General features: G+C 61.7%; 21 protein-coding genes and 1 pseudogene. 15 read left to right on the top strand and 7 right to left on the bottom strand.

Going from position 1 to position 20947, the window contains the following annotated elements; translation table 11 throughout:
- Positions 1-210: pseudogene (locus LPA37_RS15660) on the top strand (hypothetical protein); the annotation flags it as partial.
- A gap of 60 nt (positions 211-270) precedes the next feature.
- Here LPA37_RS15660 and LPA37_RS15655 read toward each other — a convergent pair.
- Together LPA37_RS15655 and LPA37_RS15650 are read right to left on the bottom strand one after the other, a co-directional pair.
- On the bottom strand, positions 271-1185 hold the full coding sequence (locus tag LPA37_RS15655; RefSeq protein ID WP_228979248.1) for a dTDP-4-dehydrorhamnose reductase family protein: 915 nt from the start codon (positions 1183-1185) through the stop codon (positions 271-273).
- A 10-nt stretch (positions 1186-1195) separates the two neighbouring features.
- Positions 1196-1408: a heavy-metal-associated domain-containing protein gene (locus tag LPA37_RS15650; RefSeq protein ID WP_228979246.1), complete on the bottom strand. Its 213-nt coding sequence runs from the start codon at positions 1406-1408 to the stop codon at positions 1196-1198.
- A 130-nt stretch (positions 1409-1538) separates the two neighbouring features.
- Here LPA37_RS15650 and cueR point away from each other — a divergent pair, with 130 nt between their 5' ends.
- From cueR to LPA37_RS15635, 3 genes are all read left to right on the top strand, one after another.
- Positions 1539-1964: a Cu(I)-responsive transcriptional regulator gene (gene cueR / locus LPA37_RS15645; protein ID WP_228979244.1), complete on the top strand. Its 426-nt coding sequence runs from the start codon at positions 1539-1541 to the stop codon at positions 1962-1964.
- A 270-nt stretch (positions 1965-2234) separates the two neighbouring features.
- Positions 2235-2381: a DUF3563 family protein gene (locus LPA37_RS15640; protein WP_090538338.1), complete on the top strand. Its 147-nt coding sequence runs from the start codon at positions 2235-2237 to the stop codon at positions 2379-2381.
- 218 nt (positions 2382-2599) lie between these two features.
- Positions 2600-2950: a hypothetical protein gene (locus LPA37_RS15635; protein ID WP_229013026.1), complete on the top strand. Its 351-nt coding sequence runs from the start codon at positions 2600-2602 to the stop codon at positions 2948-2950.
- Positions 2951-3071: 121 nt separating this feature from the next.
- Here the strand turns inward: LPA37_RS15635 and LPA37_RS15630 are convergent, their stop codons facing one another.
- Positions 3072-3917 (bottom strand): 23S rRNA (adenine(2030)-N(6))-methyltransferase RlmJ, encoded by an 846-nt coding sequence (locus LPA37_RS15630; RefSeq protein ID WP_229013025.1) that lies wholly within the window; start codon positions 3915-3917, stop codon positions 3072-3074.
- A gap of 261 nt (positions 3918-4178) precedes the next feature.
- On the bottom strand, positions 4179-5150 hold the full coding sequence (locus LPA37_RS15625) for a potassium channel beta subunit family protein (protein WP_228979238.1): 972 nt from the start codon (positions 5148-5150) through the stop codon (positions 4179-4181).
- A gap of 234 nt (positions 5151-5384) precedes the next feature.
- Here LPA37_RS15625 and LPA37_RS15620 point away from each other — a divergent pair, with 234 nt between their 5' ends.
- Together LPA37_RS15620 and LPA37_RS15615 are read left to right on the top strand one after the other, a co-directional pair.
- Complete coding sequence (locus tag LPA37_RS15620; protein ID WP_228979237.1) at positions 5385-6182, top strand: 3-hydroxybutyrate dehydrogenase; 798 nt, start codon at positions 5385-5387, stop codon at positions 6180-6182.
- Between the two features lie 10 nt (positions 6183-6192).
- Positions 6193-7431 (top strand): DUF3734 domain-containing protein, encoded by a 1239-nt coding sequence (locus LPA37_RS15615; RefSeq protein WP_228979235.1) that lies wholly within the window; start codon positions 6193-6195, stop codon positions 7429-7431.
- 184 nt (positions 7432-7615) lie between these two features.
- Here the strand turns inward: LPA37_RS15615 and LPA37_RS15610 are convergent, their stop codons facing one another.
- Positions 7616-8815, bottom strand: a complete 1200-nt coding sequence (locus tag LPA37_RS15610; RefSeq protein WP_228979233.1) for an amino acid aminotransferase — start codon at positions 8813-8815, stop codon at positions 7616-7618.
- A gap of 400 nt (positions 8816-9215) precedes the next feature.
- On the opposite strand from LPA37_RS15610, the gene uvrB reads away from it, so the two are divergent.
- From uvrB to LPA37_RS15580, 6 genes are all read left to right on the top strand, one after another.
- Entirely contained in the window at positions 9216-11309 is a 2094-nt protein-coding gene (gene uvrB / locus LPA37_RS15605; RefSeq protein ID WP_228979230.1) for an excinuclease ABC subunit UvrB, read from the top strand.
- Between the two features lie 363 nt (positions 11310-11672).
- Positions 11673-12221 carry an iron transporter gene (locus LPA37_RS15600; protein WP_228979228.1) on the top strand — a complete coding sequence of 183 codons (549 nt, stop codon included), beginning with the start codon at positions 11673-11675 and terminating at the stop codon, positions 12219-12221.
- A 143-nt stretch (positions 12222-12364) separates the two neighbouring features.
- Positions 12365-12697 carry a cupredoxin domain-containing protein gene (locus tag LPA37_RS15595; protein ID WP_228979227.1) on the top strand — a complete coding sequence of 111 codons (333 nt, stop codon included), beginning with the start codon at positions 12365-12367 and terminating at the stop codon, positions 12695-12697.
- A 75-nt stretch (positions 12698-12772) separates the two neighbouring features.
- Positions 12773-13618, top strand: a complete 846-nt coding sequence (locus LPA37_RS15590) for an FTR1 family iron permease (protein ID WP_228979225.1) — start codon at positions 12773-12775, stop codon at positions 13616-13618.
- Positions 13615-15024, top strand: a complete 1410-nt coding sequence (locus LPA37_RS15585) for a 4Fe-4S binding protein (protein ID WP_228979222.1) — start codon at positions 13615-13617, stop codon at positions 15022-15024. The genes LPA37_RS15590 and LPA37_RS15585 overlap by 4 nt, the downstream gene beginning before the upstream one ends.
- 32 nt (positions 15025-15056) lie before the next feature.
- Entirely contained in the window at positions 15057-15467 is a 411-nt protein-coding gene (locus tag LPA37_RS15580) for a GlcG/HbpS family heme-binding protein (RefSeq protein ID WP_228979220.1), read from the top strand.
- 332 nt (positions 15468-15799) lie between these two features.
- Here the strand turns inward: LPA37_RS15580 and hemP are convergent, their stop codons facing one another.
- Positions 15800-16078, bottom strand: coding sequence for a hemin uptake protein HemP (gene hemP / locus LPA37_RS15575; RefSeq protein ID WP_229013024.1), 279 nt, complete (start codon positions 16076-16078; stop codon positions 15800-15802).
- 204 nt (positions 16079-16282) lie between these two features.
- Positions 16283-17224 (bottom strand): LysR family transcriptional regulator, encoded by a 942-nt coding sequence (locus LPA37_RS15570; protein ID WP_229013023.1) that lies wholly within the window; start codon positions 17222-17224, stop codon positions 16283-16285.
- Between the two features lie 133 nt (positions 17225-17357).
- Between LPA37_RS15570 and LPA37_RS15565 the strand changes: the two genes are divergently transcribed.
- The 3 genes from LPA37_RS15565 to LPA37_RS15555 all read left to right on the top strand — a co-directional run bounded on the left by LPA37_RS15565 (position 17358) and on the right by LPA37_RS15555 (position 20900).
- Positions 17358-18221, top strand: a complete 864-nt coding sequence (locus LPA37_RS15565; protein WP_228979214.1) for an amidohydrolase family protein — start codon at positions 17358-17360, stop codon at positions 18219-18221.
- Positions 18222-18393: 172 nt separating this feature from the next.
- Positions 18394-19695, top strand: a complete 1302-nt coding sequence (locus LPA37_RS15560) for a dicarboxylate/amino acid:cation symporter (RefSeq protein ID WP_228979212.1) — start codon at positions 18394-18396, stop codon at positions 19693-19695.
- A gap of 107 nt (positions 19696-19802) precedes the next feature.
- Entirely contained in the window at positions 19803-20900 is a 1098-nt protein-coding gene (locus LPA37_RS15555; protein ID WP_228979210.1) for a porin, read from the top strand.
- The last annotated feature ends 47 nt before the right edge of the window (positions 20901-20947 follow it).

Genomic DNA, 20947 nt, shown 5'->3' with positions numbered 1-20947 from the left:
TTACACCGCCATTCGCCTGTCTCGAGGGCTGATCCCGATGGCTTTTACCCGCCCGCAATCCCCGCCCCGTCAGGGCGGGCCATCCTCTCTCAGTTCACCCTCCCGCCCCAGATAACGCCGCGACAGACGCACCATCTGGTGGCGCACACGCTGCTGGACATGTCTCATCTGCTGGGCAATCTGCTTTCCGTGAGCGGGAATTTTCACTGACGGGGCGCTCCGCTACACCACCGGTCGTTACGCGCCAGGCGTCATGCGGTTGTGGGTGCCTCAACCCACCCAGGGGAACATCGTCAGCACCTGAAGAATGGCTTCGTCGAACGGCGTCCGGCGACCGATGCCCAGCGCTTCGAGCCGGCCGGCGTCCAGATGGCAGTTATGCGGGCGCGGCGTCGCGTCGGTCGGCGTATGTTGGGGCTTGAATTGCGCGTCGAGCCGCAACGCGCCGGCCAGATGGCGCGCGATGTCGTACTTCGTCATCGGCTCATCGCCGGACCACTGGACGATGCCGTTCACTGTCTCGCCATGCATGTGGCATTCCAGCATCTGCCGGATGACAACCGCGACATCGGGCGTGAACGTCGGATAGCGGATTGCCCAGGCATCCATGATCGCGGGCGTTGCACCAGCCGCGCCTCGCACCGACGCGGCGATGGCAGGCACAAGGCTCGTCACCGCCGATTCCTGCCAGTCGACGATTGGCCCGTACAGCAACGGCAGACGCAACACGCAACCGCGCTCCGCCGTCTCGAGCAGCGCCCGCTCACCGTCCAGCTTGCTGCGCCCGTAGGCGTTGAGCGGCGTGGGTGGATCGTCGTGCCGGTAGGGCGGCCGGCTACCGTTGAACACGTAATCGGTGGAGATCGAAAGCACCCAGGTGCGATGCCGGCTGGCAGCCGAGGCGAGCGCGCGCACCGCGTCGACATTCAGCGCGCGGGCGAGCGCAGGATCGTTTTCGCAGATATCCGGCCGCCGCTCAGCGGCCGCGATGACCAGCGCATCGGGTTTTTCGCGCGCGATGAACGCGTCGACGGCCTGCGGATCGCGGGCGTCGAGCACGGTCATGTGCGAGTCCGCGCGCCGGAAGGCCGTCGGAACGACCTGCCAGCTGGCCTGCTGACCGAGTTCTCCGGCAATCGCCCGGCCGAGCAACCCGGATGCGCCGACAACGGCAACCTTGAACATGCGTTGCCTCTCAGGCGCCGCTGACCGGCGCGCCGACGACCGTATAACCGGCTTCGTCGATCGCGGCCCGCAGCACATCCGCCGGCTGCTTCGACTCGACCAATACCTGTCCGGCTGCCAGATCGACCTTGACCTGCGCCGACGCGTCCTGCTCGCGGATTGCCTGGGTGACGGCTGCAACGCAATGCTGGCAGCTCATGCCTTCTACCTTGAATTCCAACATGAATCTGTTTCCTTTTGGCGATGCGGCAATTGAACGATCTGAATTATGCCTGCCGTGTGAGCATGTATTCGATGGTAGAGCTTCCCACGGTAGGAAGGTGTAGCATCGAATCAGATTTTCGGAGGTGCATATGAATATCGGTGAAGCGTCGAAGGCGTCTGGCGTCACGGCGAAGATGATCCGTTATTACGAGAGCGTGGGTTTGCTGAGCGCAAAAGCACGCACGACCGCTGGTTACCGCGTGTACGGCGAGGGGGAAGTGCATTCGCTGCGGTTTATCCGCCAGGCACGGCGGCTGGGATTTCTGGTGGAGGACATCCGCCGGTTACTGGCGCTGTGGCACGACCGCTCGCGCGCGAGCGCCGAAGTGAAGTCGATCGCGCTCGAACACGTCGCGGATCTCGACCGGCGCATCGAAGAGTTGACCGACATGCGCAATACGTTGGCGCATCTGGCCGCGCACTGCCACGGAGACGACCGCCCGGATTGCCCGATCATCGAACGTCTGGCCGACCCCGAGCCGACATCAGCGGCGCATTGTCATGCCGGGCAATAAGGTTGCGACAACCGTTTGACGGTCTGTTGCTATCAACTTTCGAAGTTTGCACAATGTCGGTGCATAAATGGCGGAGATATCTGGCTGCGCGATGGTAATCCTCTCATTATCATCGAAAAAGCGTGCACCATTCCAAAACGGAATGCACAGTATTCGACCATTTCACTAGCAAGGTTGCACCAGAAGGCTATAATGCGGGTTAACCCTTTTAAGGGAAATCCCTGATGTTAACTTTCACCAGGGACTCAATCTGATCCTTGGAGAAACATCATGTTTGCATACATCGTCGAAACGCTAAGCAACTGGTTCGAAACTGCGGAACGCGACCGTCGTGAAGCCTTCCTGGCTTCGTCGTCGGATATCGTTCAGCTCGAGCAACGTATCCGTTCGCTCGAAACCAACGGCTACTCGTTGTAAGCGTCTGGCCTGTTGCAGCCGCTCCGTGCGGCTGATGTAGTACGAAAAAAGCCCTGTATCGTCGGGGCTTTGTCGCATCTGGAGCAGGGCAGGCGTACGCCGTCGTCACGATCGACTAGCCGGAACGATGCGCTCACGGTAAGGTAAGGCGTTTTTCTGCCGCGTGCCGACGGGTCCGTGGGCATCCCGACACTAACTAAAACCAGTCAGAACCGACCATGCTCCTGCGCCAATCGATTCGTTTCGTGTTCCTGGGTGTTGCCGTGTCGCTGGTGACATCGGCGGCCTTCGCCGCTTCGGGCGGTCAACCGCTCGTTCTGGATACTCAACGCGGCATCAGCGACGGCCATAGCGGGACCGTCCTGCAAACCGCGCCACTATCGCACGCGCCGATCGTGCAGGCGCAGCCGATGGCCACACCCGCCGAACTCTCGAGGAATTCATCGATGCCGATCATCGTCGCGCCTTATGTCGATGTGCAGACCGGCGGCGGTTCAGCCCATCCGCATCCACAACCCCGTCCGCAGCCCCGCCCGATGCCACAACCGCATCCGGTGCTGCCACAATAGGGCCGCACGCTTCGCTTCCGGACGGAGCAGGTCTGCTCGTAGTTCGGATACGTGGTGGGGCGCGCTCGCGGCTTCAAGCCTTCGCCTCATGTGCGCCCTGGCCTTGTACCCGGCTAGAGGCTCAATCGCCGCGATATTCGATTGCGAACTGCGCCGCCTTGTCCTGCCCGAGCGCATCGACGAGCCACGGTAGGGCCTGCTTCAACATCGCCGGCAGTGTGTAAGGCGGATTCAGGATGAACATCCCGCTTCCGAAGAGTCCAAAACCATCCACAGGCGGATTGCTGACCGTCAGTGAGACGTGAAGCCAGTTTTTGTCTTGCAGACGCTTCAACTGGTCGGGAAAACGCTGTGATTCCAGACGAGTGACCTGCGGATACCAGACGGCATACGTGCCGGTCGCAAACCGGGTCAGGCTTTCCTCGACGCATTTGAGCGTGCGCGTGTAGTCGCGTTTGTCCTCATAGGACGGATCGATCAGCACGAGCGCGCGGCGCGGCGGCGGAGGCAGCAATGCCTTGATGCCATCGAAACCATCGCCGGCATACAGCATCGCGCGCCGGCCGGCGTCGCGAAAGTTATGACGCAGCACGTCGATCTCGGTGGTGTGCAGTTCGAAGAGGCGCATGCGGTCCTGCTCACGCATCAGCCGCCAGGCGAGATAGGGCGAACCGGGGTAATAGCGCAACTCGCCGTCGGCGTTCAACGCCGAGACTTCGTCGACATAGTCCGCCAGCATCGGGGGCAGGTCGTTGCGCGCCCACAGCTTGCCAATGCCGCTCTCGAATTCCCCCGTTTTGGTCGCGTAGCCTTCCTTTAACGAATAGACCCCCGCGCCGGCATGCGTATCGATATACCAATAGGCTTTGTCCTTCTGGGCAAGATAGCGCAGCAACTGAATAACGATGGCGTGTTTCAGGACATCGGCGTGATTGCCTGCGTGAAAGGCGTGACGGTAACTGAGCATGGCGAAGCCGGACTGGAAAGGGTGCTGGAAAGAATGCGCGAGCCGACGATGACTTGGGCGCAGCCTGCGCGAATGCCCGAATAGCGAACGCGGAATGTGCCGAACTGGATAAGCGGCCCTGACGCGGCGCCGATGCCGCAAATGTCACTGATGGCGCATGCGCGAGCCGCGTATTGTACGCGACGCCGCGCTGCCTCCGGCCTTGCGGCCATCTACATCTTCACACGCGGCGCTTCGACCCGACGCGCGTCAATCATGCATTCACTCAGCGGCGTCGCCGACAATCTCCTCGATCTTCTGTTTCACCTCAGGCGTGATCTTTTCGACAACGTCCCGCGCCTTCATGTTCTCGGCAATCTGCTCGACACGCGATGCGCCGGTGATCACCGTACTCACATTCGGATTAGTGAGAATCCACGCGATAGCAAGCTGGCCGACCGTGCAGCCGAGTTCGTCCGCGACCCCACCAAGCTTGCCGACGATGCCGTTCTTGCCCGCGTCCGTAACCTGCTTGCGCAGCCAGTCATAACCCTGCAATTGTGCCCGGCTGTCCGACGGCACACCGGAACGATACTTGCCGGTCAGAAGGCCCGAAGCAAGCGGACTCCACGTCGTGAGGCCAAGACCGATGTCTTCGTACAGGCGCGCGTATTCCTGCTCGACACGCTTGCGATGAAACAGGTTGTATTGCGGCTGTTCCATGACAGGTTTGTGAAGATGGTGCCGCTCCGCAATTTCCCAGGCCGCGCGAATCTCGTCGGCGCTCCATTCGGAGGTGCCCCAGTACAGTGCCTTGCCGCGCGTGATCATGTCGCTCATCGCCCAGACAGTTTCCTCGACCGGCGTGTTCGGATCCGGACGATGGCAGAACACCAGATCGACATAGTCGAGCTGCAACCGCTGCAGCGATGCGTCGATGGCGTTCAGCAGGTATTTGCGATTGAGCGTGTGGTACTGATTCGGCGCTTCCTGCAGGCCCCAGAAGAACTTCGTCGACACCACGTAGCTCACACGCGGCCACGCCAGTTCTTTCAGCGCCTGCCCCATGATTTCTTCCGACTGGCCGGCCGCATACACCTCGGCGTTGTCGAAAAAATTGACCCCGGCGTCCCGCGCGGCTGCCAGCGATTCCCGCGCGGCCCGGTGATCGACCTGATTGCCGTACGTCACCCACGAGCCGATAGACAGTTCGCTGACCTGCAGCCCGGAACGTCCGAGTCGTCGATAGTTCATGCATTTCTCCTTCGTGAGTGGTTCAACAGAAGCCGGGCCCGCGCTGAAACCGGGCGACGCCAGAATTGCACAGCTTAAACCGATCTGCATTTGTGCGTGAAACCGGGTGCTTCATGCACAATAGCGGAGTTGGCCGCAGTGCAGCATCCGGCCGAACGGTATATGCCTTTCGGCCAGCTTTCCGCCGCCTGCGCGCTATGGTGTCATTGCTCATCTACTGCATGGAGGTTCTGGATGTCGTCATCGAATACGGTTCTGAATGGGAAAGTCGCGGTCATCACGGGCGCGGCGAGCGGCATCGGAAAGCAGATTGCCCTGACGTTGTCGGCCGCTGGCGCGGCAATCGCCATTGCGGACCTGAATCAGACCGGCGCAGACGCGGTTGCCGAAGAAATCAACAAGGCAGGTGGCAAGGCGATCGGTGTGGCCATGGACGTCACGAACGAAGACGCGGTCAATCAGGGTATCGACAGGGTCGCGGCTGAACTGGGCTCGGTCGATATTCTTGTCTCGAACGCCGGCATCCAGATCGTCAATCCGATCGAGAACTATTCGTTCTCCGACTGGAAGAAGATGCAGGCCATTCACGTCGACGGTGCGTTCCTGACCACGAAGGCGGCGCTCAAGCACATGTACAAGGACGACCGCGGCGGCATCGTGATCTACATGGGCTCGGTGCACTCGCACGAAGCTTCGCCGCTGAAGTCGGCGTATGTCGCGGCAAAGCATGCGTTGCTCGGCCTCTCGCGCGTGCTCGCCAAGGAAGGCGCGAAGCACAACGTCCGTTCGCACGTCGTGTGTCCGGGCTTCGTGCGCACGCCGCTCGTCGACCGGCAGATTCCGGAGCAGGCAAAGGAACTCGGCATCAGCGAAGAAGACGTGATCAAGCGCGTGATGCTTGGCGGCACGGTCGATGGCGTGTTCACCACGGTCGAAGATGTCGCGCAAACGGTGCTGTTCCTGTCGTCGTTCCCGACGGCCGCCCTGACAGGCCAGTCGTTCATCGTCAGTCACGGCTGGTACATGCAATAAGGAGCCTCGCATGGCGCAACGCAATGTGAAGCAGGCTCGCGCGGGCGCCGCGGAAGATGTCGGCGGCGGCCAGGCGGGTTCAGCCGCCGACGCCCGCGTCGGCCGGCGCATCTCGCTATCGCAGTACGAAACGGTTGCCTTGATGCTGCAGGGCGGCGGGGCCCTCGGTGCCTATCAGGCTGGCGTGTATCAGGGGCTCGACGAAGCCGGCATTCATCCGAACTGGGTGGCCGGCATTTCGATCGGCGCACTGAACACCGCGATCATCGCCGGCAACGCGCCGGAGAATCGCGTGGCGCGTCTTCTGGAGTTCTGGGAGACGATCTGCCGGCCGGCGTTCGGGCCGTCGCTACCTGCCTTTGTCGAGCACGCGTTCTTCAACTCCACGGATGCGGTGCGCAAGGCGTTCACGGCCATGCAGGCAGTCGGTGCGCTGGTGGAAGGGCAGAAAGGCTTTTTCGTGCCACGCTTTCCGCCGCCCATGCCCACTATCTCAGGCGCGCCGCAGCAGGCGAGCTACTACGACACCACGCCGCTGAAGGCGACGCTCGAGCGGCTCTGCGATTTCGACCGGATCAATGCGCGCGAGATGCGCGTGTCGGTGGGCGCGGTGAACGTTGGTACCGGCAATTTTGCGTACTTCGACAACACGCATACGAAACTGCGTCCCGAGCATTTCATTGCGTCGGGTGCGTTGCCGCCGGGTTTTGCCGCGGTCGAGATCGATGGTGAGTATTACTGGGACGGCGGGTTGATGTCGAACACGCCGCTTCACGAGGTTGTGCAGACCACGCCTCGCCAGGACACGCTCGCGTTTCAGGTCGATTTATGGAGTGCGCGCGGGCCGGTGCCCGACAACATTACCGATGTCCAGGGCCGCATGAAGGACATCCAGTATTCCAGCCGCACGCGTCTCGTCACCGACATGCTTCAGCGTTCGCAGCGGTTTCGTCACGTGTTGCGTGAAGTGCTGGATCGCGTCGCACCCGAGCATCGGGAGGACGCCTGGTGCCAGCTTGCCGAAGAGCTGTCGTGCTCGAAGCGCTACAACGTGGTTCATCTGATCTACCGGCACAAGGAATACGAAGGCCACTACAAGGACTATCAGTTCGGCCTGTCGACGATGCGAGAGCACTGGGAAAGCGGCCTCGCCGATATTCGCCGGTCGCTCGCGCAACCCGGCTGGCTCGCGATGCCCGATAACGATGCGGGGTTCATCACGCACGATATTCATCGCGACGCGCAATGAACTTGCCCGCGGCGCATTGTCGACGGATGGCCTTCGCGCGGCGAAGCACGTAACGGCGACGCCATAAAAAACGGTGCGCCATGAATTCATGGCGCACCGTTTTTTTAAACATCAGCAAGACTGATCAAAGCATCGGAAGCGGTCTGCACATTGCCATACCGCCTGCCAGCATCGGCTGACGCTCTTACTTCAGCACGTGCGCAACCGCGTTCGCGACGACGTCGAGATTGCGCGTGTTCAGCGCGGCGACACAGATGCGGCCGGTGCTCACGGCGTAGATGCCGAATTCTTCGCGCAGACGGTCCACTTGCGGTGCCGTCAGACCCGAATACGAGAACATGCCGCGTTGCGCGTTCACGAAGCTGAAATCGCGTGCGACGCCCACCGCCTGCAGACGCTCCACGAGGCCGTTACGCATCGCGCGAATACGGTCGCGCATTTCGCCGAGTTCAGCTTCCCACGTTGCGCGCAATTCCGGCGAGCCGAGCACGGCCGCGACGACGGAACCGCCGTGCGTCGGCGGGTTCGAGTAGTTCGTGCGGATCACGCGCTTCAGTTGCGACAGCACGCGGGTGGCTTCTTCCTTGCTTGCCGTGATGATCGACAGCGCGCCGACGCGTTCGCCATACAGCGAGAACGACTTCGAGAACGACGACGACACGAACACGTTCATTTCCGACAGCGCGAAGAGACGCACGGCGGCTGCATCGGATTCGATGTCGTCGCCGAAACCCTGATAGGCGATGTCGAGGAACGGCACCAGGTTGCGCGCCTTCACCACTTCGACGATCTGCAGCCACTGCGCGGACGTCAGGTCCACGCCGGTCGGGTTGTGGCAGCACGCGTGCAGCACCACAACCGTGCCGGCAGCATAGCTGTTCAACGCCGACAGCATCCCTTCGAAGTTCACGCCATGTGTTGCCGCGTCGTAGTACGGGTACGAGACCACTTCGAAACCTGCGCCTTCGAACAGCGCGCGATGGTTTTCCCAGCTGGGGTCGCTGATGGCAACCTTCGCGTTCGGATTCACGCGCTTCAGGAAGTCCGCGCCGATCTTCAGTGCGCCCGTGCCGCCCAGTGCCTGCGCGGTCACGACGCGGCCCGCGGCGATCAGCGGCGAGTCGTTGCCGAGCAGCAGCTTTTGCACGGCTGCGTCATAGGCCGCAATGCCCTCGATCGGCAGGTAGCCGCGCGGCAACGCCGCTTCGATACGCGCTTTTTCTGCGTCGCGCACCGCGCGCAGCAGCGGAATCTTGCCTTCTTCGTTCGTGTAGACGCCCACGCCCAGGTTCACCTTGGTAGTACGGGTGTCGGCGTTGAAGGCTTCGTTCAGGCCCAGAATCGGGTCGCGGGGAGCAAGTTCGACAGCAGAAAAAAGAGACATGATGGTTCGGCAGTAGTGAAAGGAGGGGCGGGCTTCCAGCCTGGCCGGTCGGAGAGACATCGCGGACAAAGGCACAGAGGCGGCGGGCGCGCAACTTGCCATTGTAGCGAATCCCAGGCCGCTTTTCGGCCCGTAGTGCGGGTTTTGACTGCATTTTTGCCGTCGGCGGTGCGTTTGCAGACTGCGCCGCGATCACCGGAACACACCGGGAAGACCGCCAGGATGGCCTTTGCAGACCGCTCACGTTGCGATCCTTTTGCGTCCATGCGGCACCGGAAAGGGAGAACCAGAACCCGCGCCGCCGCCCACTCAGCCCGCGGCCGTTCCAAACCCACACCCGGTCCGCGAATCGACAAGAGGCTAAAATAGTCCTTTGCTTCCGGCTGAGGATGCCGCTCCCATGTCCGAACACCATCTGCGCGAAGTCGATAACACCCTCGACGAATCGAAATTCATCACGTTCGAGGGCTCTCCGTTCCAGCTTTACCAGCCATTCCCGCCCGCCGGCGACCAGCCGACCGCGATCGAGACGCTCGTCGAAGGTGTCAACGACGGCCTGTCGTTCCAGACGCTGCTCGGCGTCACCGGCTCGGGCAAGACGTTCACGATGGCGAACATGATCGCGCGTCTTGGTCGCCCAGCCATTGTCTTCGCGCCGAACAAGACGCTCGCGGCGCAGCTCTATTCGGAGTTTCGCGAGTTTTTTCCACGCAACGCGGTCGAGTATTTCGTCTCGTATTACGACTATTACCAGCCGGAAGCGTACGTTCCGCAGCGCGACCTGTTCATCGAGAAAGATTCGTCGATCAACGAGCACATCGAGCAGATGCGTCTGTCGGCAACCAAGAGCCTGATGGAGCGGCGCGACGTGGTGATCGTCGGGACGGTGTCGGCGATCTACGGTATCGGCAATCCGTCCGAATATCACAAGATGATCCTGACGCTGCGCACGGGCGACAAGCTCGGCCAGCGCGACGTCATCGCGCGCCTGATCGCGATGCAGTACACCCGCAACGAAGCCGATTTCCAGCGCGGCTCGTTCCGCGTGCGCGGCGACACGATCGATATCTTCCCGGCCGAGCACGCCGAGATGGCCGTGCGCGTCGAACTCTTCGACGACGAGGTCGACACGCTGCAGCTTTTCGATCCGTTGACAGGCCGGGTGAAGCAGAAAATCCTGCGTTTCACGGTCTATCCGTCGTCGCATTACGTGACGCCGCGTGAAACCGTGATGCGCGCGGTCGAAACGATCAAGACCGAACTGCGCGACCGGCTCGAGTTTTTCTACAAGGACGGCAAGCTCGTCGAGGCGCAGCGGCTCGAACAGCGCACGCGTTTCGACCTGGAAATGCTGCAGGAGCTCGGTTTCTGCAAGGGCATCGAGAACTACTCGCGGCACTTTTCGGGCGCGGCGCCCGGCGAGCCGCCGCCGACACTCGTCGACTACCTGCCGCCCGATGCGCTGATGCTGCTCGACGAATCGCATGTGCTGATCGGCCAGTTGAACGGCATGTACAACGGCGACCGCGCGCGCAAGGAGAATCTCGTCGACTACGGTTTCCGGCTGCCTTCGGCGCTGGACAACCGGCCGCTCAAATTCAACGAGTTCGAACGCAAGATGCGTCAGGTCGTGTTCGTGTCGGCGACGCCGGCCGATTACGAGAACAGGACGGCAGGGCAGGTCGCCGAGCAGCTGGTACGCCCGACGGGCCTCGTCGATCCGGCGATCGAGGTGCGGCCCGCCACCAGCCAGGTCGACGACGTGCTCGGCGAGATCAACGAGCGCGTGAAGGCGGGCGACCGTGTGCTCGTCACGGTGCTGACCAAGCGCATGGCAGAGCAGCTCACCGAATTCCTGGCGGACCACGGCGTGAAGGTGCGCTATCTGCATAGCGATATCGATACGGTCGAGCGCGTCGAAATCATCCGCGATCTGCGGCTGGGCACGTTCGACGTGCTGGTCGGGATCAACCTGCTGCGCGAGGGGCTGGACATTCCGGAAGTGTCGCTCGTGGCGATTCTGGATGCCGACAAGGAAGGCTTCCTGCGCGCCGAGCGCTCGCTGATCCAGACGATCGGCCGGGCCGCGCGTAACGTGAACGGCAAGGCGATCCTGTACGCGGACCGCGTCACCGATTCGATGAAGCGTGCGATCGGCGAAACGGAGCGGCGGCGCGCGAAGCAGATCGCCTTCAACGAGAAGATGGGCATCGTGCCGCGCGGCGTCGTGAAGCGGATCAAGGACATCATCGACGGCGTCTACAACGTCGACGAAGCGCGCGCCGAACTGAAGGAAGAGCAGGCGCGCGCGAAGTTCGAGGACATGTCCGAGAAGCAGCTGTCGAAGGAAATCCGGCGAATCGAGAAGCAGATGATGGAGCACGCGAAGAATCTCGAATTCGAAAAGGCCGCCCAGGCGCGCGACCAGCTCGCGCTCCTGCGTCAGCGTGTGTTCGGCGCGAACGTCGGCGATCATCTGACGGGCACCGACTGAAGTACTGAAGTACGCCGCCGGTGCCTGCCGGGTCCGCCGCGGCTATGGGGCTTCATGCCGCACAGCACGCGAGCCGGACTACCCGGCATGACCATCTATCCCTTCGACGACCGCGGCGCTCGCCGGCGCATCCCCGCGCGTCTCATCCAGGTGTTCTAAAGCCCTGCGCGGATAAGGCTTTTAGGCGCGCTGAAATTTGTCCTTCACATCGAAGGATGATAAACTCCGCATGTATTGAGAATGGTTCGCATTAACGTTCCTGATTGGCATTGCAGGAATGATCGCGGGACAGCACGCGGAACCTCGCCAGCAAGTCTTTTTGCGTCTTTATTCACTTCAGTTCATAAAAACAAAGGAGTTTCAATGCGGATTTCTTCATTCGCGCGCGGCGCCGCCGCGGTCGTGGCGGCGCTGGCCGCCTTGTCGGTGTCGGCTGCCGAGTATCCGATCGGCAAGCAGCACATCGAAGGCGGCATGGAAATTGGCGCGGTCTATCTGCAGCCGATCACGATGGAACCGGAAGGCATGATGCGCAAAGCCTCGGATTCCGACGTTCACCTCGAGGCGGACATCCACGCCGTCAAGAACAACCCGACCGGTTTCGCCGAAGGCGACTGGATGCCGTATCTGCAAGTGAAGTACGAACTGTCGAAAGTGGGTTCGAACCAGTCGGTGAAGGGCGACATGATGCCGATGGTCGCCAGCGACGGCCCGCACTACGGCGACAACGTCAAGATGTTCGGCCCCGGCAAGTATCACCTGAAGCTGATCGTCGAACCGCCGATGCAGATGGGCCATATGTCGTTCGGCCGTCACGTCGACAAGGAAACCGGCGTGGGTCCGTGGTTCAAGCCGTTCTCGATCGAGTACGACTTCACGTTCGCCGGCATCGGCAAGAAGGGCGGCTACTGACCGGCCGCGGATCGCCCGGCGTGACAGACGCGGCCATGAGCCGCATCTGTCATGAAGGCTAACGCAGGCGTCGAAGGCCCTGAAGACACGCAGCCAGGTCTTCCGGCGCCCGGCAAGGTGCGGGACAGCGCAGGGAAGACTTAATGAGAATCAACAGGAAAATCGCGATCCTGGCCATGACAACGTCGCTCGTCGGCGTGGCGCATGCCGTGGATCTGCCGACGTTCAAGCTCGAAATGAACGACGGCAAGCTGAATCCCGCGCGCATCGAAGTGCCTGCGGGTCAGCGTATCAAGATTGAAGTGCGCAACGTGGGCAAGGGCGCGGCGGAATTCGAAAGCGTGCAGTTGCGCAAGGAAAAGGTGCTCGCGCCGGGCGCCGATTCGTTCGTTGTGATTGCGCCGCTGTCGCCGGGCGAATACAAGTTTTTCGACGATTTTCACCAGGAAGCGCAAGGCGTCATCGTCGCGAAGTAAACATGCTTCGATGCGGGGCGGCGGCGGGGCAGTGTAGCGGCCCGTGGCATGCGCAAACGAGCGGGAGAAATTTCGATGGGTCAGGTGTTGTTCATCGTATGGCGGGAAAGTGTCGAGGCGCTGCTGGTCGTCGGCATCCTGTACGCGTGGCTGAAAAACGGTGATGAAAGCGCGCGGCGCGGGCTGCCCTATCTGTGGGCGGGTGTCGCGGCAGGCGTGCTCGCGGCGGTGGCGCTCGGCGCGGCGCTGGTCGGTTTCACGGAAGTGCTGTCGGGTGACGCGCAGGATTATTTCCAGACGGCGATGGTGCTGGTCGCCTGCGTGCTGATCGTGCAGATGGTGCTGTGGATGAAGCAGCATGGCCGCACGCTCAAGCGCGACATGGAAAAGTCGCTGGAAAAAAGCACCCAGGACGCGAACTGGTGGGGTGTGGCGGTGCTGGTCGCGCTGGCGATCGCGCGTGAAGGCAGCGAGACGGTCATTTTCCTTTACGGCCTTGGGTTCGGTCAGTCGGGGCACGTCGATGCGAGCCAGTATCTGGCGGTCGCGATCGGCCTCGCGCTGGCGTTCCTCACGTTTTATCTGCTTCAGCTCGGCGGCAAGATCTTCTCGTGGCGACTCTTTTTTCGCGTAACGGAAATCATGCTGCTGTTTCTCGGTGCGGGTCTGTTCCAGACGGGCGTCGACAAGCTAATCGACAAGGAAATCCTGCCGACGCTCGTCGACCAGGTGTGGAACACGTCCGCGATACTCGACGATTCGAGCACGTTCGGCTCGCTCGTCGCGACGCTTACCGGCTATCGCGCCCATCCGGCGTTGATGAATCTCGTGGCTTATGCGGTTTACTGGGCGGTCGTCTGGCTGCTGGTGCGCCGCGCGAGTCGCGGCCCGGTGCAACGGCAGGCGGGACGCGCGGCATGAGCAGCCTGGTATCCACGGGCCGTTCCGGCCGGCTTGCGCAGGCCGGCCAGTGGATGCAGCGCCACGGCGCTGCGATCCGCGGCGTCCAGTGGGTCGTCGTTGCGGTCTATGCGTTCCTGATTATGGTGCCGGCCGTGATGCCGCTGCCCGATGATACGGCGCATCTGTGGAACAACCTGACGCTTGCCGCGCAGTTCGTGTTCTGGGGTATCTGGTGGCCGTTCGTGCTGCTTTCGATGGTGATGCTCGGTCGTGTGTGGTGCGGCGTGTTGTGCCCCGAAGGCGCGCTCGCCGAATTCGCCAGCAAATACGGACGCGGCCGGGCGATCCCACGCTGGATGCGATGGGGCGGCTGGCCGTTCGTCGCCTTCGGGATCACGACGATCTACGGCCAGATGGTCAGCGTCTACCAGTATCCGAAGGCTGTGCTGCTGGTGCTCGGCGGCTCGACGTTCGCGGCCATGATCATCGGGTTGCTATACGGGCGCGAAAAACGCGTCTGGTGTAAATATCTGTGCCCCGTCAACGGGGTTTTTGCACTTCTGGCGCGGCTCGCGCCGTTTCACTTCAAGGTCGATGAAGAAGCGTGGCGCCGTTCGTACAAGGAAGGCGAGCACGGTCATCGTGTGGTCCCGATCAACTGCGCGCCGCTTCTGCCATTGCGCAACATGAAGGGTGCCGCGGCGTGCCACATGTGCGGCCGTTGCAGCGGACACCGCGACGCGATCGCGCTCACGTGGCGTTCACCCTCGAGCGAGGTGGTCGATCTCGGCGACAAACAGGCGAGCGCGTGGGACACCGCGCTCATCCTGTACGGCCTGCTCGGCATTGCGATCGGCGCGTTCCACTGGACCGGCTCGCCGTGGTTCGTCGATCTGAAAATGTTCTTCGCGACGTGGCTCGTCGATCACGACATCACGTGGCCGCTCGCAACCAACGCGCCGTGGTTCCTCTTCACGCACTACCCGGAACAGAACGACGTGTTCTCGTGGCTCGACGGCTCGATGGTGATCGGCTACATCGTGGCCACGGGCATGGTGTACGGCACCGTGCTGCTGGCGCTCCTGATGGTCGGCACGCGCGTGCTCGGCCGTTTTAGCTGGGTGCGCCTGCATCACTTCGCGCAGGGGCTCATTCCGATCGCCGGCACGGGCGTCTTCCTTGGCCTGTCGGCCACCACGCTGTCATTGCTGCGCGCGGAACACGTACCGCTGTGGTGGGCGTCGGATGTGCGGATCGGGATTCTCGTCATCGCCAACGTCTGGAGTGCGTGGCTCGCGTGGCTCGTCACGCGCCGCTATAGCGCGCGGCTTTTCCAGCGCAGCCTTGCGATGGTATGGTTCATGGCCGCGCTAGCGGTCGTCGACAGTGCGTGGTGGCTGATGTTCTGGGGCTGGACGCGCTGACGGCATTTACAGTCCAGAACCGAGGTCAGATCGTGAGAACCAAACCCGCATTAACCGACGAAGACGTCAGGAAAATGGCCGCCGCCGCCGAAGCACACGCGGCGGCGAATCAGTGGAACGTGACCGTCGCGATTTTCGACGATGGCGGTCATCTGCTCTATCTGCATCGCGGCGACAACACCGCACCCAGCACGGTCGACATGGCGATCGGCAAGGGCCGCACCTCGGTGCTCGGCCGGCGCGAAACGAAAGTCTACGAAGAGATCATCAAGCAGGGCCGCACGGCGTTCCTGAGCGCGCCGCTTGTCTCGATGGTGGAGGGCGGCGTGCCGATCGTGGTCGACGGCGAAGTGGTGGGCTCGATTGGCGTCTCGGGCGTGAAGTCGGAACAGGATGCCGCGATCGCGCGTGCGGGCATCGCGGCGCTCGGACTGACCGGTTGATCTGCCTTTTCATGGCATCCGCCGTGCCGGATCGATAGCCGTAGACAGCGAAACGCACTCGCAGCAGCCAGAAGAAAAAGCCGTGTGGATGATTTCATCCACACGGCTTTTGCGTTGCGTTTCAATCAGTCGCGATGCGCGTGTTGCGTACTTTGCGCCCGCACTGCGGTGAGAACCAAAAAAGCGGCCTGGCTGGCTGCGACGGCTGGCCTGGTGTCTGCACGAAGGGGTCTAGATCTCGCGTGCAAGCCGTCGATGGCTGGCTACTGCCCAACACCTCCCGGAGAGGTGGTCCCCACAATACCCGGTACGTACTGAATCTGGTTTGCTGCTTACTTCGTCAGGATCAGCTTGCCGAGCCGCGTGGCCCGAAGCTGATACGTTTCGCCGTTATGCATGATGCTGACGTGGCTGCGCCCCTGCAATAACGACTCACTCGATACGCTGCGCCCGGCTGACTCCGGCGCGCTCTGGTCCGGACCTTCGCTCCGGCTGCGACTCCGGTCACCGTCGAGGTCGCACCCCGGCATGGCGGGCTTCGGGCGGCTGGTCAGCATGGCGTTCGGCGAGCGGCGCAGGCTGAGCGTGGAAGAGCGCGTGAAGTCTGTCATTCGTGGCATCGGTTGGTTGATTCGATGGATTGATTCTAAATGATAACAATTCCTATTTACAAGGTTGAGTAATTCATCGGATTCCGGTTTTGATAGGGAGAGCCGTAGGCGTCGCGCAAAATAAAGTTGTCATCGGGGAGACCACCCCAAGTGGGCGCGACAAACGGGTTCGCGGGGAGCAGGTCCTTTCATCGGCGAAGGCTCTCATCCAGTTTTCGCCGGAGCCTGCCCATTGCCGTAGAGCGGCAATATTCTGGATTCGAGCATTGCGATCGCCTGGATTGCCAGTTGTGACAGCGTGTGTTTGCTGCTGGTCGCGATCGCAAGACGGCTGAAGAGCGTCGGCTCGGTAATGCGGGTCACCAGGAAGCGGCGCTTGAGTACGTCACTGGTGGTCGCGTTAAGTGACAGCACCGCGTAGCCGATGCCCTCGTTGACGAGGTCGAGAATCGAGGTCACTGCGTCGACCTCCAGTTCGATCCGCAATCGTACGCCTTGCTCCGCGGCAGCCGCCTCGACCATCCGTCTGATCGCATGCATACGGCCGGGGATGACGAGCGGGTAGCGCGCGATCTCCCGCAGCGCGATCGTCGTGATGGGCTCGTGGTCTGCCTCCGTGAATCTGTCGCCACTGTCCGGGCCGATCAGAAACAGTTCTTCAGTGAAAATGGTTCGCTTGTCGATCAACGGCGTATCGAACGTGTCGTACAGAACTGCTACGTCGATACGGCCCATCATCAGCCATTCGACCAGATAGGTCGACAGGCCTTGCGCCACCGAGATGGTCGCGCCGGGAAACGAAGTGCGAAAACCCCGCACCAGATCATGCGTGGCGACCCTCGCAAAACTCGGCGTGATGCCAATGGCGAAATGGCCGCCCGACGCGCCATGCAACTCGTCCAGATCCTGCGAGGCACGCTGCACCTGCTGCAGGATGCCCTTCGCATGCGCGAGCATCCGCTGACCGGCCGGCGTGAGCGTCACGCCGCGGCCGTTGCGTTCGAGCAGCGTGTGCCGCAACTCGACCTCCAGATGTCGTACGAGCCGGCTCAAGGCAGGCTGGTTGGTGTCGAGCGTAATCGCCGCGCGCGTAAAACTGCCGAGCTCGGCGACGTGAACGAAGGCTTCGAGTTGCTTCAGGTCCATTTTGCATTGCCTATGCGAAATTCACATATCAGCTAGTTGGGTATCGAGATTGTAGCGAGCCATCCATGCGGCCACAATGCGTATCACCAGAGAAAGTCGCGCCTTGTCGCACATGAAATCGAGACAACGTTCCATGAAATCCTGCCTGCCACCCGATCCCCATCCCGTTCGACCCGTTCAGCGCCTGCCCGCCGGCGCCTGCGACGCACACTGCCATGTATTTGGCCCTGCCGACGTGTTTCCGTACGCGCCGGACCGCAGCTATACACCGCCCGACGCGCCTTTCGAGCGCCTTGTCGCGCTGCATGATCATCTCGGCGCGAGCCGCGGCGTGATCGTGCAGGCCAGTTGCCACGGCACCGACAACACCGCGATGCTGGATGCGATTGCACGCGGCAACGGACGCTATCGCGGCGTCGCGATCGTCGACGGCGATGTCACCGACGAGCAGCTGGAAGATCTCGATGCACGCGGCGTGCGCGGCGTGCGTTTCAATTTCGTCGCCCATCTGGGCGGTGCGCCCGATCTCGACGTATTCGACCGCGTGCTCGAACGTATCGAGCGGCTCGGGTGGCACGTCGTACTGCATCTCGACGCGCAGGACATCCTGCAATACGCCGGGCGGATCGCGCGCATCAAGGTGCCGTTCGTCATCGACCACATGGGCCGTGTGCGTGCGGAAGCCGGGGTAGAGCAGCAGCCGTTCAGGCAACTGCTCGAACTGATGCGCAATCCGCTCGCATGGGTCAAGGTGTGCGGCGCCGAGCGCGTGTCCGCGGGCCGCCGTCCGTTCGACGATGCGATTCCCTTCGCGCGCGCGCTGATCGAAGCCGCGCCGGATCGCGTGCTGTGGGGCACCGACTGGCCGCATCCGAACATCAGCAAGGACATGCCGAACGACGGCGAACTGGTCGATTTGCTGTTCCGCTTCTGTCCGGACGCGGCGCTGCGCGAACAACTGCTCGTTACGAACCCGGCACGGCTTTACGGATTCTGAGCGAACTGTTCGTTTCGCTCTCTTTTGAACTGCCACATCAAGAATGGCAGACAGGCGAAAATCCAGGGTTGACCGGCTTTTCGCTCCAACATTCATATCAGGAAACCACGATGACCGACATGCATCTCCACGCGGCCCTTGCGGCCATTCCGGCCGATCAGGGAGCGGCGTCATGAACGACAGTGCCGTGATGGCCTCTCCCGCACGCAGCGCGAAGAAGCCCTTCTATCGCTCGCTGTATTTCCACGTACTCGTCGCGATTCTTCTCGGCGTGATGCTCGGCCATTTCATGCCGACACTCGCCGTGCAGATGAAGCCGCTCGGCGACGCGTTCATCAAGCTCGTCAAGATGGTGATCGGCCCGATCATCTTCTGCACGGTGGTCACCGGCATGGCCGGCATGGGTGACATGAAGAAGGTCGGGCGTGTCGGCGGCAAGGCGCTGCTGTATTTCGAAGTGGTGTCGACGCTGTCACTCGTGATCGGCCTCGTGATGGGGCATCTGTTTCATCCCGGCACCGGCTTCAATCTGGATCCCGCCACGATCGATACCAAGGCGCTCGCCGCCTACACGACCGCCGCGCATCATCAGAACACGGTCGAGTTTCTGATGCATATCATTCCCGACACCGTGTTTAGCGCGTTCTCGACCGGTAACGTACTGCAGATCCTGCTGATCTCGGTGCTGTTCGGCGCCGCGCTCGCGGCGATGGGAGAACACGGGCGGCCGCTGGTTCGCATGCTCGATCAATTTGCGCAGACGTTCTTCGGCATCGTCCACATCATCATGAAGGTTGCGGCGATCGGCGCGTTCGGCTCGATTGCGTTCACGATCGGCACCTATGGTATCGGCGCCGTGGTGCCTCTGCTGAAGCTGATCGGCGCGTTTTACGTGACGCTCGTTTTCTTCGTGCTGGTGGTGCTCGGTGTGATTTCGCGCATGCTCGGCTTCAGCATCCTGCGCTTTCTGGGCTATATCCGCGAGGAAATCCTGATCGTGCTCGGCACGAGTTCGTCCGAGGCCGCGCTGCCGCAGATGCTCGAAAAACTCGAACGGCTAGGCTGTTCGAAATCGGTGGTGGGTCTCGTGATTCCGGCCGGCTATTCGTTCAATCTCGACGGCACCAATATCTATCTGACGATGGCCGTGCTGTTTATCGCGCAGGCCTTCAACATCGAACTCAGCCTGACGCAGCAACTGACGCTGGTGGGCGTCGCGATGCTGACGTCGAAAGGCGCGAGCGGCGTGGCTGGGGCAGCCTTCGTGATGCTGACCTCGACGCTGCTGGTGTTCCCGATTATTCCCGTGTCCGGCATGGTGCTGATTCTCGGCATTCATCGCTTCATGGGAACGGGGCTCGCGATCGCCAACACCATCGGTAATGGTGTCGCCACGCTGGTGGTGTCCGCGTGGGAGAACGAACTCGATCGTTCGAAACTGAACGCAGTCATGTCGCACCGACGCACCGACTGAACGGCCGTCAGGCAAAAAAACGGAGTGTTTGCTGGCTGCGTGCGCTTTTCGCGCACGCAGCGGGAGTCGCTCGCGCAAAAAATTACAAACTGGTTTAGAGACAAAACATGACGACAATAAAAAATAGCCGTACCCGTACGCTTCCGAAACTCAACGCGGCACGCTTTTCCGTGGCATTGCTCGCGGTCAGCGGGCTCGTCGCACGCACCGCATACGCCGACGATTCGAAGGCCGTGGCTGGCACAGCGGCGATCCCATCCTCTTCGGTGCAGATGTATGGATTGATCGGCATGTATATCGACAGTTCGAGACTGAGCACGGCGCGGGCAAGCACGGTACAGCTGGCGGGCGGCGGAATGACAACGTCGTTCTGGGGCCTGCGTGGCCGCGAGGACATTGGCGGCGGCAATGCGGTGATCTTCGCGCTCGAAAGTTTTTTCAGGCCGAACACGGGGCAGATGGGCCGCAACACGACGGATGGCCTGTTTTCGCGCAACGCCTATGTCGGATTGACCGGGGCATACGGCACGTTCAAGTTCGGTGAACAGACCAATCCGACCTATATCAATCAGCAGCTCGTCAATCCGTTTGGCTCGTCAGTGGTGTTCTCGCCGTTGATCGTGCAGTCGTACACCGCGAGCTACAACAATACGGAGATCGGCGACACCGTCTGGGACAACGCCGTCGAGTATGTTTCACCCAGCTATGGCGGACTCAAGGCTACGGCGATCTACGGCGTCAGCAGCACGACTGGGCATCAGGGCCGCGACAACATCGGTTTGCACCTGACCTACGCAAAGGGACCGTTGACAGCTGTGTTCTCCGCGCAGCGCGTACGAACAGCAGCGGTCGCGCCGTCGACCGGACAGGACCTTTACCTCGCGGGCGCGGCCTACGACTTTAACTTGATCAAGCTCTATGGGGCCGCGCAGATGACCAGTAACCACAATGTCGAGACCGGCTCGCATACGTATGAACTGGGTGTTTCCATTCCGTTGACGCCGTCGAACAAGATTATCGCCGAGTGGGCGCGGACCAGACATAGCGCGCCGCTGAACGGTAGCAACGTGCGCAATACCGGATCCATCGCGTACGACTACATCTTGTCCAAACGTACGTATGTGTATGTGGTTTATTCGTACGACAAGCTGACGGCCAATCCATCGGGGAGTACATACGGCGTTGGCATGCAGCATACGTTTTAGGGCGAGGCACCTGTGTAGCAGACGAGTCTCGCTAGCGAAGCCGGCGC

This window comes from Paraburkholderia gardini (assembly GCF_907164545.1).
Taxonomy (GTDB): domain Bacteria; phylum Pseudomonadota; class Gammaproteobacteria; order Burkholderiales; family Burkholderiaceae; genus Paraburkholderia; species Paraburkholderia gardini.
The sequence above is the reverse complement of the archived record's forward strand: the minus strand, read 5'-3'. Positions and strand labels throughout refer to the sequence as shown.